This is a genomic window from Syntrophothermus sp. (assembly GCF_013314835.1).
Lineage (GTDB): Bacteria > Bacillota > Syntrophomonadia > Syntrophomonadales > Syntrophothermaceae > Syntrophothermus > Syntrophothermus lipocalidus.
On sequence record NZ_JABUEX010000011.1, the window covers coordinates 53,010 to 67,022 of the forward strand.

The 14,013-nt window shown below is 49.1% G+C and carries 14 protein-coding genes, 5 tRNA genes and 1 other annotated feature; all 19 genes read right to left on the minus strand.

The genetic code is table 11. The features are described from left to right. Positions 1-5: 5 nt before the first annotated feature. A complete protein-coding gene (gene rpsG / locus HPY90_RS05385) occupies positions 6-476 on the minus strand; it encodes a 30S ribosomal protein S7 (protein WP_273699341.1) in 471 nt (156 codons plus the stop codon). Between the two features lie 14 nt (positions 477-490). Continuing rightward, positions 491-871, minus strand: coding sequence for a 30S ribosomal protein S12 (rpsL, locus tag HPY90_RS05390; RefSeq protein ID WP_273699340.1), 381 nt, complete (start codon positions 869-871; stop codon positions 491-493). 21 nt (positions 872-892) lie between these two features. Further along, complete coding sequence (locus HPY90_RS05395) at positions 893-1,141, minus strand: ribosomal L7Ae/L30e/S12e/Gadd45 family protein (protein ID WP_273699339.1); 249 nt, start codon at positions 1,139-1,141, stop codon at positions 893-895. A 93-nt stretch (positions 1,142-1,234) separates the two neighbouring features. Beyond that, positions 1,235-4,693 carry a DNA-directed RNA polymerase subunit beta' gene (gene rpoC / locus HPY90_RS05400; RefSeq protein ID WP_287192065.1) on the minus strand — a complete coding sequence of 1,153 codons (3,459 nt, stop codon included), beginning with the start codon at positions 4,691-4,693 and terminating at the stop codon, positions 1,235-1,237. 54 nt (positions 4,694-4,747) lie between these two features. Then, positions 4,748-8,152, minus strand: coding sequence for a DNA-directed RNA polymerase subunit beta (gene rpoB / locus HPY90_RS05405; RefSeq protein ID WP_287192067.1), 3,405 nt, complete (start codon positions 8,150-8,152; stop codon positions 4,748-4,750). Between the two features lie 252 nt (positions 8,153-8,404). Next, the gene (locus tag HPY90_RS05410) at positions 8,405-8,578 is read right to left on the minus strand and encodes a hypothetical protein (protein ID WP_287192069.1); all 174 of its coding nucleotides are present in this window, start codon (positions 8,576-8,578) and stop codon (positions 8,405-8,407) included. Between the two features lie 185 nt (positions 8,579-8,763). Further along, complete coding sequence (rplL, locus tag HPY90_RS05415) at positions 8,764-9,144, minus strand: 50S ribosomal protein L7/L12 (RefSeq protein ID WP_013176390.1); 381 nt, start codon at positions 9,142-9,144, stop codon at positions 8,764-8,766. Between the two features lie 34 nt (positions 9,145-9,178). Next, positions 9,179-9,703, minus strand: a complete 525-nt coding sequence (gene rplJ / locus HPY90_RS05420; RefSeq protein WP_287192071.1) for a 50S ribosomal protein L10 — start codon at positions 9,701-9,703, stop codon at positions 9,179-9,181. A gap of 28 nt (positions 9,704-9,731) precedes the next feature. Further along, positions 9,732-9,871, minus strand: a sequence feature (ribosomal protein L10 leader region). Between the two features lie 210 nt (positions 9,872-10,081). After that, positions 10,082-10,783, minus strand: coding sequence for a 50S ribosomal protein L1 (gene rplA / locus HPY90_RS05425; protein WP_013176392.1), 702 nt, complete (start codon positions 10,781-10,783; stop codon positions 10,082-10,084). Between the two features lie 53 nt (positions 10,784-10,836). Then, positions 10,837-11,259: a 50S ribosomal protein L11 gene (gene rplK / locus HPY90_RS05430; protein WP_013176393.1), complete on the minus strand. Its 423-nt coding sequence runs from the start codon at positions 11,257-11,259 to the stop codon at positions 10,837-10,839. A 49-nt stretch (positions 11,260-11,308) separates the two neighbouring features. Continuing rightward, positions 11,309-11,887 carry a transcription termination/antitermination protein NusG gene (gene nusG, locus HPY90_RS05435; protein ID WP_423218590.1) on the minus strand — a complete coding sequence of 193 codons (579 nt, stop codon included), beginning with the start codon at positions 11,885-11,887 and terminating at the stop codon, positions 11,309-11,311. Between the two features lie 23 nt (positions 11,888-11,910). Beyond that, on the minus strand, positions 11,911-12,150 hold the full coding sequence (gene secE / locus HPY90_RS05440) for a preprotein translocase subunit SecE (RefSeq protein WP_287192074.1): 240 nt from the start codon (positions 12,148-12,150) through the stop codon (positions 11,911-11,913). Between the two features lie 45 nt (positions 12,151-12,195). After that, positions 12,196-12,345, minus strand: coding sequence for a 50S ribosomal protein L33 (rpmG, locus tag HPY90_RS05445; protein WP_041433057.1), 150 nt, complete (start codon positions 12,343-12,345; stop codon positions 12,196-12,198). 202 nt (positions 12,346-12,547) lie between these two features. After that, a tRNA-Met gene (locus tag HPY90_RS05450) sits at positions 12,548-12,624 on the minus strand. A 24-nt stretch (positions 12,625-12,648) separates the two neighbouring features. Beyond that, a tRNA-Thr gene (locus HPY90_RS05455) sits at positions 12,649-12,724 on the minus strand. Positions 12,725-12,728: 4 nt separating this feature from the next. After that, positions 12,729-12,804: transfer RNA gene (locus tag HPY90_RS05460), tRNA-Met, on the minus strand. Between the two features lie 86 nt (positions 12,805-12,890). Next, a tRNA-Tyr gene (locus HPY90_RS05465) sits at positions 12,891-12,975 on the minus strand. A gap of 13 nt (positions 12,976-12,988) precedes the next feature. Next, positions 12,989-13,063: transfer RNA gene (locus HPY90_RS05470), tRNA-Thr, on the minus strand. Positions 13,064-13,123: 60 nt separating this feature from the next. Beyond that, positions 13,124-13,777 (minus strand): RNA polymerase sporulation sigma factor SigH, encoded by a 654-nt coding sequence (sigH, locus tag HPY90_RS05475; RefSeq protein WP_013176397.1) that lies wholly within the window; start codon positions 13,775-13,777, stop codon positions 13,124-13,126. Positions 13,778-14,013: the final 236 nt, after the last annotated feature.

The following is a 14,013-nucleotide window of genomic DNA, read 5'->3' on the forward strand; positions in this document are numbered from 1 at the left end:
AAGCTCTACCAGCGGTAATGGGCAAATGCCTTGTTGGCTTCCGCCATCTTGTGGGTGTCTTCTTTCTTCTTTATAGCTCCACCTGTATTGTTGTAAGCGTCTAAGATTTCACCCGCCAGCCGCTGCATCATGGTCTTTTCTCCCCGGTTACGCGCATAGTTAACCAGCCACCTGATAGCCAGGGTCTGACGGCGTTCCGGTCGGACTTCTACCGGCACCTGGTAGTTGGCACCTCCTACCCGCCGAGGGCGAACCTCCAAGACCGGCATCAAATTCTTCAGTGCTTCTTCAAAGACTTCGATAGCCGGTTTACCGGTCTTCTTCTCTATTATCTCGAAGGCGCCATAACAAGTTTTTTCTGCTAGACTCTTTTTTCCATCCCACATAACCTGGTTTACCAGCTTTGTGAAAACCTTACTGTGATAAATAGGGTCAGGCAGGACATCCCGTTTGGGGACCGGCCCTTTTCTAGGCATGGTTTACCTCCCTTCTATTTCTTGACTTTTGGCCTCTTGGTACCATATTTAGAACGCCCCTGGTTCCGGTTCTGGACCCCGGAACTGTCCAAGGCTCCGCGGATTATATGATACCTAACTCCTGGCAGGTCCTTGACCCTGCCCCCGCGAATCAGTACTACCGAGTGTTCTTGGAGGTTGTGTCCTATCCCCGGTATATACGCGGTTACCTCTATCCCGTTGGTTAATCTCACCCTTGCGACTTTTCGCAGGGCAGAATTAGGCTTCTTAGGAGTAGTAGTATAAACCCTGGTACAGACCCCCCGTTTCTGCGGGTTGCCCTTCAGGGCCGGAGCCGTCGATTTCTTGACAACCTGTTGTCTACCTCTTCTAACAAGCTGATTAATTGTGGTCACCCAGCCACCTCCCTTCAATTTCTATTGGGAAAGTATGCCGCAAGATGCTGCCCCCACATTCAGTCCGCAGGCTCGACCTAACCCCAGCATAGAGTCCACAAACTCGATTTGAATTCCCCGTTCCTCACAAAGTCTGAGCAAAGGGGCAGTGATATGTTGATCAGCATCTTTGGCTACATAGACTTTGCGCACAATACCTTTTTCCACCGCTTTGGCCACCTGCTTGGTTCCTACTATTTTCTTGGCTTTCTTGAGGTCATCCCAGGACAATCCCGACTCCCCCTTCGTGCTAGCCAACAGCTAAACGGCGGAGCTGATCGTACTTCGCGCACTTAAACATTTTAGCACCTGACTTACTCACAGTCAATTGCCGGACTCGGTTTGTTCTGCCTCCTCGACCACAAGATTGCGGTATTTGGCATACCCGGTTCCGGCCGGAATAAGCTTGCCTATGATCACGTTTTCCTTCAACCCTATGAGGCTGTCTACCTTGCCTTTTATCGCTGCCTCGGTTAAAACCTTGGTCGTTTCTTGGAAAGAAGCCGCCGACAAGAAGGAATCCGTGTTGAGAGAAGCCTTGGTAATCCCTAAAAGCATTGGTTTGGCCACAGCAGGGAGACCCTTGTTTTTCTCAAACACCCGACGGTTCTCTTCTTCAAAATCAGCAACGTCGACATAAGCCCCAGGCAATAAATTAGTATCACCGGCTTCCTCTACTTTAACCTTCTTTAGCATTTGCCTGATCATTATTTCTATATGCTTGTCGCTGATATCCACCCCTTGAAGGCGATATACCTTCTGCACTTCGTGTAGGAGATACGCCTGAACTGCCCTCAGCCCTTTGGTTCTTAAAATATCATGGGGATTAAGAGGCCCTTCGGTCAATTCATCTCCGGGTTCCACTACGTCGCCGTCTTGAACCTTCAAACGGGAACCATAATGAGCCGGGTAAGCTGCTAGGACCTCCCCCTCAGCGTTGACAATTTGTACCTCTCTTCTTCCCTTATTGTCCACAATCCTCACTGAACCGGAGACCTCGGTAACAACCGCCTGTCCCTTGGGTTTCCTAGCTTCAAACAACTCTTCTACCCGAGGCAGACCGCGGGTAATGTCATCCCCCGCTACCCCTCCGGTGTGGAAGGTACGCATCGTTAACTGGGTCCCAGGCTCTCCGATCGATTGTGCTGCTAGGATCCCGACTGATTCTCCAATCTCAACCTGGTAACCGGTAGCCAGGTTGCGCCCGTAGCACTTCTGGCAAACCCCGTGCCTGGTCTTACAGGTAAGAGCAGATCTGATCTTAACACTGGTAATACCCGCCTTGATTATTCGCTCGGCTGACTCTTCATCGATTTCTTCGTTTTCTCGAACTAAAACCTCGCCAGTTTCGGGATGAATGATATCGTCTACCGCTACCCTGCCGATTATCCTCTCTTCCAATTTTTCTATTACTTCGGTTCCTTCCGTGATCTGTGAAACTACGATACCTTCATGGGTACCACAATCTCCCTCTCTGATGATCACATCTTGAGAAACGTCGACCAATCTCCGCGTCAGGTAACCGGAGTCAGCTGTACGCAAGGCGGTGTCGGCTAAGCCCTTCCTCGCTCCGTGAGTTGAGGTAAAGTACTCGAGTACGGTCAGCCCTTCCCGGAAGTTAGCCTTTATCGGCAGGTCTATTATTTTACCTGAGGGATCCGCCATCAGGCCCCGCATCCCCGCTAGTTGTCGTATCTGCTGAAAATTACCGCGGGCTCCGGAAATAGCCATCATATACACCGGGTTATCCTCAGCTAACTGTTGTTTGAGGGCTTCTGTGACCCGGTCTGTCGCTTCGCTCCAAACGTCGACCACCAAGGAATGCCTTTCCTCCTCGGTTATTAGACCAGCCTGGTAGTTTTCTTCTATTTCACTTACCTTTTGGTCGGCTTCTGCTAGTATCCCCGCCTTGGCATCCGGGGTCTGAAAATCGGTAACACCCACCGTGATGCCGGCCCGTGTGGCAAATGTATATCCAACCGACTTTATCCCGTCAAGCATTCGAGCTGTAATGTCGTTGCCTAATTTGCGATAGCAGTTATAAACCAGATCACCGAGCTCTTTCTTGCCCACCACTTGGTTCAGATAGCCAAGCTCCTCGGGGATGGTCTCGTTGAATATTATCCTGCCAACCGTGGTCTTCATCTTTTTCCCATTCTTCATCCTGACATAGATACTAGCGTGCAGGCCAATGTGTCCCATTTCATAAGCCATCCTGGCTTCTTCCGGTGAAGAGAAATGTCGACCTTCTCCTTTTTCTCCTTCCCGAGTCAAGGTCAGGTAATAACACCCGATGACCACGTCCTGGGTGGGAGTAACGACCGGACGGCCGTCCTTGGGGTTAAGAATGTTTCCGCTAGAAAGCATCAGCAATCTGGCTTCGGCCTGAGCTTCGGCTGACAGTGGTACGTGAACCGCCATCTGGTCACCGTCAAAGTCGGCGTTATAGGCCGTACAAACCAACGGGTGTATCTGCAAAGCGCGTCCCTCCACCAGCACCGGCTCAAAAGCTTGGATACCGAGGCGGTGGAGGGTAGGAGCCCGGTTCAAGAGTACGGGGTGTTCCTTAATAACGTCGTCAAGGATATCCCATACCTCGTCCCTTCCTCTTTCAACCATCTTCTTCGCACTCTTAATGTTGGAGGCCATGCCTTTGTCCACCAGTTTTTTCATCACGAAAGGTTTGAACAATTCCAAAGCCATCTCTTTCGGTAACCCGCACTGGTGCATCTTGAGATTCGGTCCCACCACGATGACCGAACGTCCGGAATAGTCTACCCTCTTACCTAACAGGTTCTGCCTGAACCGTCCCTGCTTACCTTTCAGCATATCGCTCAGCGATTTAAGAGGACGGTTACCCGGACCAGTTACAGCCCTTCCCCGGCGTCCGTTATCGATGAGCGCATCTACCGCTTCCTGCAACATCCGCTTTTCATTGCGGACTATGATGTCGGGAGCTCCTAAGTCTAGCAAACGCTTAAGCCGGTTATTACGGTTAATCACCCGGCGATACAGGTCGTTTAGGTCGGAAGTCGCAAACCTGCCCCCGTCCAACTGCACCATTGGCCGAAGCTCGGGCGGAATAACCGGCAACACCTCCAGTATCATCCATTCCGGGCGATTGCCCGACATGCGAAAAGCTTCTACCACTTCTAGGCGTTTAATAGCCCTGCTTCGTCTCTGCCCCGTGGAAATACTTATCTCTTCCTTAAGTTCTCTTGACAGCTCGTCCAGGTCAACGGCCTCCAGTAACTCCTTTACAGCCTCTGCCCCAATGCCGACCCTGAACTTGCCCTCGTATTTTTCTTTGAGCTCGCGGTACTCCCGCTCGTTCAAGAGCTGTTTTCGTAAAAGCGGTGTATCACCTGGATCCAAGACAATATAATTCACAAAATAAATGACCTTTTCTAATACTTTCGGTGACAGATCTAATAGGAGACCCATACGGCTGGGTATGCCTTTAAGGTACCAGATATGAGACACCGGAGCTGCTAGTTCGATATGTCCCAAACGCTCGCGCCGGACTTTCGAAGTAGTCACTTCTACCCCGCAACGATCGCAAACAATACCCTTGTGCCTGACTCTCTTATACTTGCCACAGTGACACTCCCAATCCTTTACTGGGCCGAATATTTTCTCACAAAACAGTCCTTCTTTTTCTGGCCTCAAGGTACGGTAATTTATGGTTTCGGGCTTCTTTACTTCACCACTACTCCAAGAACGAATTTTTTCTGGGGAAGCCAGTGATATCCGGATACGCTCAAAATTGTTAACATCCAGCAAACTTCGTCTCTCCCTTCTCAGAAGATAAACCTGGCCTTCTCCACAAAAAGGCCACTAATCTAAATCGAAATCGTCATCATGCTCTGGAAGGTCCTCATCCAAGTAATCACCGTCTTCCTGGTAGCCGTCCGTTTCCGTATCAACAAAAAGATCGTCTTCGTCTTGTCCGTCCTGGTCCAGTCCCGTCTTTGCTACGTCTTGTCGTTTTGGTCGAGCTATAGCAGGAATATCGAATCCCAGGTCTCTAGCCCTCTCTTCTTCATTCAGGCTATGGTCAGACTCCTGAATCTCTATTTCCCGGTCTTCTTCTGAAAGTATACGGACATCCAGACACAAACTCTGGAGTTCTTTTATCAAAACCTTGAAGGATTCTGGTACTCCAGGCTCTGGAATATTCTCGCCTTTGACGATAGACTCGTACGTCTTCAAGCGCCCAACCACATCGTCTGATTTTACCGTGAGTATCTCCTGCAAGGTGTAGGACGCCCCGTAAGCTTCTAGAGCCCACACCTCCATCTCTCCGAAGCGCTGCCCCCCAAACTGCGCTTTCCCGCCAAGAGGTTGCTGGGTGACCAGAGAATAAGGACCGATTGAGCGAGCGTGAATCTTGTCATCGACCAGGTGAGCCAGTTTCATCATGTAAACATACCCGACCGTAACCTTGTTATCAAACGGTTCCCCTGTCCTTCCATCGTAAAGTTGAGCCTTTCCTTCGGGAGGTAAACCGGCCTCCACGAACTTCCTAAAAATAAGCTCCTCTGTTGCCCCGTCAAATACTGGGCTGGCCACATTAAAGCCTAAGGTCTTGGCTACCAATCCCAGGTGACACTCAAGTACCTGACCGATGTTCATACGCGAAGGCACGCCCAAAGGGTTCAGCACTATCTCTACCGGAGTCCCGTCAGGCAAGTAAGGCATGTCTTCTACGGGCAATATCCGAGAAATGACACCCTTGTTACCGTGACGCCCCGCCATCTTGTCACCTTCGGATATCTTACGTTTCTGCGCTACGTACACCCTGACCAGTTGATTCACTCCTGGAGCCAATTCATCTCCAGCTTCACGTGAAAAAACCTTGACATCAACTACTTTGCCAGACTCCCCGTGCGGTACTCGCAAGGAAGAATCTCTGACTTCGCGCGCTTTTTCGCCAAAAATCGCCCGAAGCAGTCTCTCTTCTGGGGTAAGCTCGGTTTCTCCTTTAGGAGTGACTTTTCCTACCAGAATATCATCTGCCCTTACCTCTGCTCCGACCCGGATAACGCCTCTTTCATCAAGGTTTTTCAACATATCCTCAGAGACATTTGGTATGTCACGAGTTATCTCTTCCGGCCCTAGCTTGGTGTCTCGGGCTTCACACTCGTACTCTTCAATGTGGATAGAGGTAAAAACATCTTCCATTACTAGTTTCTCTGAAATCAGGATAGCATCCTCGAAATTGTAGCCTTCCCAGGGCATAAACGCCACCATCACGTTTCGTCCCAAAGCCAGCTCGCCCTGGTCTGTTGCCGGTCCATCGGCGATTATTTCATCCGCTTCAACCCTTTGCCCTGCCGATACTATAGGCCGCTGATTGATGCAGGTACCGTGATTAGAACGGATAAACTTGAGAAGATGGTAAGTATCGACCTCGCCGTCATCATTCAATATCTGTATGAAATTGGCCGATACCTTTTTAACTGTGCCTCCTTTCTTGGCGACCACAACCGCTCCCGAGTCTTTCGCCGCTCTATACTCTAATCCAGTACCGACTACGGGAGCCTCAGTACGGATAAGAGGCACCGCCTGCCTTTGCATGTTAGCGCCCATCAAAGCCCGATTAGCATCGTCGTGCTCTAAGAATGGGATAAGAGAAGTGGCTACACTGAATACTTGCTTGGGAGAAACGTCCATGTAATCTACTCTCTCCACTCCGACCTCTATGATCTCAGAACCGTACCGGGCGATAACCCTGTCGGTCAGGAAATACCCTTCGGAATCAACCGGTGAGTTGGCTTGAGCTATGATGTATTCTTCTTCCTCGCTAGCAGACAGGTAGTGTATCTCGTCAGTTACCCTGTGTTTCTCCTTGTCCACTTTGCGGTAAGGCGTCTCAATGAAACCAAAACGGTTTACCCGCGCATAAGTGGACAAAGACCCTATTAGGCCTATATTGGGACCTTCAGGCGTCTCAATCGGACAAATGCGGCCATAGTGAGAATGGTGCACGTCTCTGACCTGGAAACCGGCCCGTTCCCTGGTCAGACCTCCTGGCCCCAATGCGCTGAGCCTTCGCTTGTGGGTAAGCTCGGCTAAAGGATTAGTCTGGTCCATGAATTGAGATAACTGGGAGCTACCAAAGAATTCTTTGACTACTGCGGTAATCGGTCTGATGTTGATGAGAACCTGCGGAGTAAGTGCCTCCACGTCGTGAATTGACATCCTTTCCTTGACTACCCTTTCCATCCGGACCAATCCAGTTCGAAACTGGTTCTGAAGAAGTTCCCCAACCGAGCGCAAACGCCTGTTCCCTAAATGGTCGATAATGTCGGTCTTGCCTTCACCCCGAACTAGGCCCAATAAGTAACTGATAGTAGCGATAATGTCCCGCGGTTGTAGACACCTGATGTCGTCAGGAGTATCGAGGTTTAGTTTCCTGTTAATCTTGTACCTACCGACCGCGGCCAAGTCGTAGCGACGCGGATCAAAGAAAAGATTGTGAAGCAGCTGTTCGGCACCGTCGACGGTAGCCAATTCACCGGGTCGCAGCCGGCGATAAAACTCGATCAAAGCTTCTTCCCGGTTAGTGGTGGTGTCTTTTTCCAAAGTCTTAATTATCGTCTCGTCGTTGTTGAACAAAGCGAGTATATCTTCGTTGGTGGGATACCCTAACGCCCGCAAAAGCACGGTAACGGGTATTTTCCGCGTCTTATCAATCCTGGTATAGACTGCTCCGGAGCTGTCCATTTCCAGCTCAAACCAGGCCCCGCGATTAGGAATAATGGTTGCCCCGTACAACGTTTTTCCAGTGATATCTACCCGATCGTTGAAATACACCCCAGGAGACTTAACAAGCTGGCTGACGACTACCCGTTCCGCACCGTTAATAATAAACGTCCCTTTGTCCGTCATAATAGGAAGATCTCCCATATAGACTTCCGATTCCCTGATTTCGCCGTTCTCTTTGTCGGTTAACCGTACCCGGAGCTTCAAGGGCGCCTGATAACTTACGTCCCTTTCTCTGCATTCCTGCACTTCGTATTTGGGCTCGCCAAGAGTGTAGTCGATGAAATCAAGTTGTAAATTACCGGTGAAATCCTCTATAGGGAAGACCTCTTGCAAAGCCTCCCGCAACCCCGTCTCTAAAAACCACTGGTATGATTTTTTCTGGACCTCAATCAAATCAGGGAGTTCCATGACCTCCTGGATAGATGAATAACTGACGCGTTCGCGGCGGCCGTATTTTACTGCCCTTTCCATTTACGGACTTCACCCCTCGTCGTTGTATTCCTAAAAGAGTTAAAAGCAAGGTCTGCAAACTAACCTCGCTTCTTCGAACCTGTCTCGTCTATTAGCTGATTTAACTGCTTTCCATTTCCCAGCGCACACAGAAACTTGCAGTTAACTCCTACGAATGGCAATTGTTAATGTTACCATATGTACCACCTGGAGTCAAGATTTCTAAACAACAAAGTTGCAGAAACTCGACGGGCAAAGCGAAGATACCAACATCTAGTAATGTAAAGAATTGATGTTCTCTTTCTCCTCTTCTTCCTCCAGTTCACCTGACTCCAATTCTTCAATCAGACGCTCCGTTTTTCGCAGTTGTTTGAGGAAAAAAAGCACAGTAAACAACAATGCCCCTACCAAGCACAGTCCAATAAAAATAAGATACCTACCCGTCAATTCGATCCCTCCAGAAAGAATCTAACAAAAAGCATTCCCAAAAACCCTAGCTGTGACCGGATTCTAACTGGTTCCTAATACAAGCTATTCATTGACACAGACCCCCATCACACCTTGGTGTTATGGGGGTCTGGCTAGCAATTCTACGGTACTTCTTAATCTTGGCGCCGTCAGTCCTTTAATATCTACTTGATCTCAACCGTTCCTCCGGCTTCCTCAATTTTAGCTTTGATGGCTTCTGCTTCCTCCTTTGAAACCTTTTCCTTTATCGGCTTCGGAGCTTCGTCTACTAGAGCCTTGGATTCTTTCAACCCCAGTCCGGTTAGTTCGCGCACAACCTTGATTACATTAACCTTTTTGTCGCCGGAACTGGTAAGTATCACGTCGAATTCAGTCTGCTCCTCTTCCGCTTCCGCCGGAGCAGCCGCAACTGCAGGGCCCGCCGCTACCGCTACTGGAGCAGCCGCACTTACTCCGAACTCTTCTTCCAAAGCTTTCACCAACTCAGAAAGCTCCAGAACCGTCATGTTCTTAATAATTTCAATTACCTCTTGCACCCTACTCATTTTCTCATCCTCCTATGCTAATAATTCTTTAAGCTTACGATGCTTCTCTTTTCTCCTTGATAGCGTTTATTGCCCGAGCCAACCCGGACAAATTGGCGTTCAATACATAAACCAGGCCACGTACCGGGCCTTGAAGTCCGCCTAGAACCATGGCGATGATAACCTCCTTGGGAGGCAGAGCAGCTAGTGACTCGATCTCCTTCGCCTTGATGACCCTACGGTCCAGTATACCGGCTTTGACCTCTAATTTCTTAAACTCCTTGATGAAATCGTTGACGATTTTGGCCGGCTCGACCGGATCCTCGTACCCGAAAACTACCGCGTTTGGCCCCTCTAGGTGAGGCTCGACTTCTTCCAGACCACATTCCCGCAGAGCAAATCTGGCCAATGTGTTTTTGACTACCTTCAGCTCTACGCCGGCTTTTCTTAGGCGGTTCCGTAGTTCAGTCATCTCAGCCACTGTTAACCCGCGATAGTCAGTGAATATGGCCACTGTTGACCTGGAAAACCTGTTCTTGAGATCGTCAACTACCTGTCTCTTGGCTTCGATATCTGGCATTCGACTTTCACCCCCTTTTGCCTGTGCATACAAAAAAACAAAACCTCCGCAGACACCAAGACGCAGAGGTTACCGGCTGTTTGAACCTATTTCCCTCTGACCTCGGTGGGCCAAACTATTAAGGCTCCAAAAGCCACCCACTGTCTACGGTCAATCAGGTATTTAATTGTGCCCTGTTACAGGAATGAGATGCAGACCCCCATGACACCTCCAGGTGTCACCGCTAGAGAATAAAAACCTGGTCGTTTTAACAATGATGAAAGATTTTCGGTCATAAGACCATCTGTGTTCATCTGTGGCATGTTTTCGTGGCAGATTAATAACCATCGATGGACACAAATTAGTTCGGATTTACACAAATCAAAAACTTCGAGAAAGTTACCTGGCCTTTTGCATAACACTGACAGGGTTTATCTTAATGCCAGGGCCCATGGTCGATGAAACAGCTATGGAGCGCAAATACTGTCCTTTAGCAGCCGGCGGTTTGGCCTTGATCAGTGCTTCTACAAACGCACCGAAGTTTTCTTCCAGTTTATCAAGATCGAAAGAGACCTTACCAATAGGACCGTGAACGATAGCTGTCTTATCCACCCTGAATTCGATTCTCCCGGCCTTGAGTTCCTTAACAGTCCGGGCTATGTCAAAGGTGACCGTACCTGACTTCGGATTCGGCATAAGCCCGCGAGGGCCGAGAATCTTACCCAGCTTACCAACTACCCCCATCATGTCAGGAGTAGCCACGGCCACGTCAAAGTCAAGCCACCCTCCTCGTATTTTCTCCGCCAGTTCTTCTCCTCCCACTACATCAGCTCCTGCTTCTTCCGCTTCCTTCACCTTTTCGCCTTTGGCAAACACCAATACCCTCCTCGTCTTTCCGGTGCCGTGCGGAAGTCCAACTGTACCCCGAACTTGCTGATCAGCGTGGCGAGGATCAACCCCCAGCCTAACCGACAGCTCCACCGTCTCGTCGAACTTGGCACTAGCCAGCTCCTTAACCAGCTGCAGGGCTTCACCTGGCTCATAAAGCCGATTGCGATCGATTTTCTTTAGAGCTTCCAAATACTTCTTTCCTCTCTTCATTGTGGACAAACCTCCTCGTGGTAGTCTCGGACTTACGTCCTCCCACTGGTCTCTTATTCGATGGTGATTCCCATGCTACGGGCTGTTCCCTCAATCATCCTCATCGCGGCCTCCAAGTCACAGGCATTTAGGTCCTGCATCTTCTGCTCGGCGATCTCTCTGACTTTGGCCCGGCTTATCTTCGCTACCTTGTTTCGGTTAGGTACCCCAGAACCCTTCTCAATGCCAGCTGCCTTTTTCAGAAGATCCGAGGCCGGGGGTGACTTCAGGACGAACGTAAAAGAACGGTCATCGTAAACCGTAATCTCTACCGGAATGATAAACCCGGTCTGGTTGGCCGTCCTAGCATTGTAATCCTTGCAGAAAGCCATTATGTTAACGCCGTACTGACCCAAAGCTGGACCAACAGGGGGAGCCGGCGTAGCTTTCCCGGCCGGAATCTGTAGTTTGACTATTCCTATAACCTTTCTTGCCATCTCTACACCTCCTCGAATCAAAACTAATCACAATACTAATTACTGGAAGTCACAGTTTCTCTACCTGCTCGTAATCTAACTCCACCGGGGTCTCACGGCCAAACATCGAAATGTTTACCCTCAGCTTCCCCCGATCAGCCAGAATCTCCTTAACCATGCCTTCGAAGTTTTCAAACGGACCGCTTTTAACCCGCACGTATTCCCCTACTTCAACATCGATTTTAGGCTTGGTTTCCAACATGCCCATGTGCTTAAGTATCTTTTGAACCTCGTGCGGCTGCAAAGGAATAGGTTTGGTCCCGCTGCCTACAAATCCAGTGACTCCTGGAGTATGCCTGACCGTGACCCAAGAATCATCAGTCATTATCATTTCAACCAAAACGTACCCCGGAAAGATGCGCTTCTTAGTGACTTTCTTCTGCCCGCCTTTGTATTCGACCTCGTCCTCTTCCGGAATCAATACCTGGAAAATCTGGTTTTCCATGTTCATCGAAGCTACTCTCTTCTCGAGGTTCGCCTTGACCTTGTTCTCGTAACCGGAATAGGTATGTACTACATACCAGCGCCTTTCCGGATTGTCTGTCCCTACCTCAACATTCCTAGATTCCTTTTCCTCGTCCAAGGATATAAGGGACACCTCCTCCACCACTCCTACTGAACAGCGTTAAAAAGCAGTTCCAACAAATAGGATAATAAGAAATCAAAGGCCCATATGATTACTGCCACCAAAGCCACTGAGATCAAAACCACTGCCGTGTAAGCCACTAACTGGTTACGGTTCGGCCAATGGACGTTTTTCAGCTCGTTATAAACCCCCCTAAGGTAATCCCTTACGTACCCCCAGCGAACCATGAGAGAGGACTGCTCTTGCTTCTTCACTCCAGCCACCATGTATTCACACCTTCAATTATTTACTGTTACCGCGAGATACCTGCCCTACTTCGTCTCTTTGTGTAGGGTATGGGTATTACAGAACCTGCAATACTTTCGTATCTCCATCTTCTCCGGATGTTTTCTCTTATCCTTGGTAGTGACATAGTTGCGTTGTTTGCACTGACTGCAGGCTAAGGTTATTCCTACGCGCATTACTGCACCCCCTAATCGCAAATTGCCTATCCTACTGTAGCATAAGCCAAAATCACTGTCAACCTTGACCCGACAACCGTCTAAACTCTCAGCCATCAATCACCTTACCGGTCTATCCCACGGAACACGTCGATCAAGTAAGTCATGACCAAGCGACGATATAAAATAAAGGAAGTGAGTTATCCCACTTCCCTGATTGCTTTGGTAGCGGTGCAGGGACTCGAACCCCGGACACTGCGGGTATGAACCGCATGCTCTAGCCAGCTGAGCTACACCGCCACGACTCTATTCGTAGACATGAAATGGAGCCCATAACCGGATTCGAACCGGTGACCTTATCCTTACCAAGGATACGCTCTGCCTCCTGAGCTATATGGGCACGTTGGTTGCGGGGGCTGGATTTGAACCAGCAACCTTCGGGTTATGAGCCCGACGAGCTACCTGCTGCTCCACCCCGCGACGTTGATGAGACCGCCTCAATGGCTAGACCATCTCAAGATTTATTTGATCTTTCTCCGAACCGCGCAGTACTCGGTTGTAACAGATGGTGGAGGGAGCTGGATTCGAACCAGCGAAGGCTGTGCCAACAGATTTACAGTCTGCCCCCTTTGGCCGCTTGGGTATCCCTCCATTTTTTGCTGGTTGGAGCCGAGCACAGGACTCGAACCCGCAACCTGCTGATTACAAATCAGCTGCTCTACCATTGAGCTAGCTCGGCTCAGCATTTATATTATACGGCATTCTTTCGGTTAGTCAAGAATATAACTCGCCGCATTTTTCAGGATTCCATTTCTTCTCTGTCTTCCAAAAACTTTTCTAATTTCCGTTTAACCCTCTGCAAAGCGTTATCTATAGACTTAACGTGCCGCTTGAGATCCAGGGCGATCTCTTGATACGACTTGCCTTCCAAGTAGGCCATCAAGACCTTCCATTCAAGCGAACTCAGTATTTCTCCCATCTTCTGTTCGATACAGACAAATTCTTCCCTACTTATTACGATATCTTCCGGGTTAGTTATGCGAGTAGTTGCCAGGATATCCATCAAAGTCCGATCCGATTCATCGTCATAGATAGGTTTGTTCAATGAAACGTATGAATTGAGCGGAATGTGCTTCTGCCGCGTAGCGGTCTTTATAGCAGTGATAATCTGCCTGGTTATACACAGTTCTGCGAAAGCCCTAAAAGAGGTAAGCTTATCACCTTTATAATCTCGAATAGCCTTGAATAGTCCGATCATCCCCTCCTGGATGATGTCTTCCTTGTCCGCTCCGATGAGAAAATACGACCTAGCCTTGGCCCTGACGAAGTTCTTATACTTGTCCACCAAGTACTCAGTAGCCAACTGCTCGCCTTCCTGGGCAAGTTCCACTATTTCTTCATCGGATAGATCGTCATAAGCTACGTCGCACCTCTTGTAGGCAAGTAAGCTCATCTAACCGCCCCCAGACTTTGGTATCTATTCAGTTTTATAAAGCTCGAGAAACCCGGACATATACAAGCAATTTAATTATATAGCCATTAAATTTCTTAAGTCAAGCTATTGTACTAGTTCAACACATGTGAGACACTATGGACTAGCGCAGTGTTGTTGTAAGAACTGGGTGGGGCTTATGTATCCCAGGCTTTGATGCGGTCTGAAGTCATTATAGACCTTGGAGGTCCATCGCT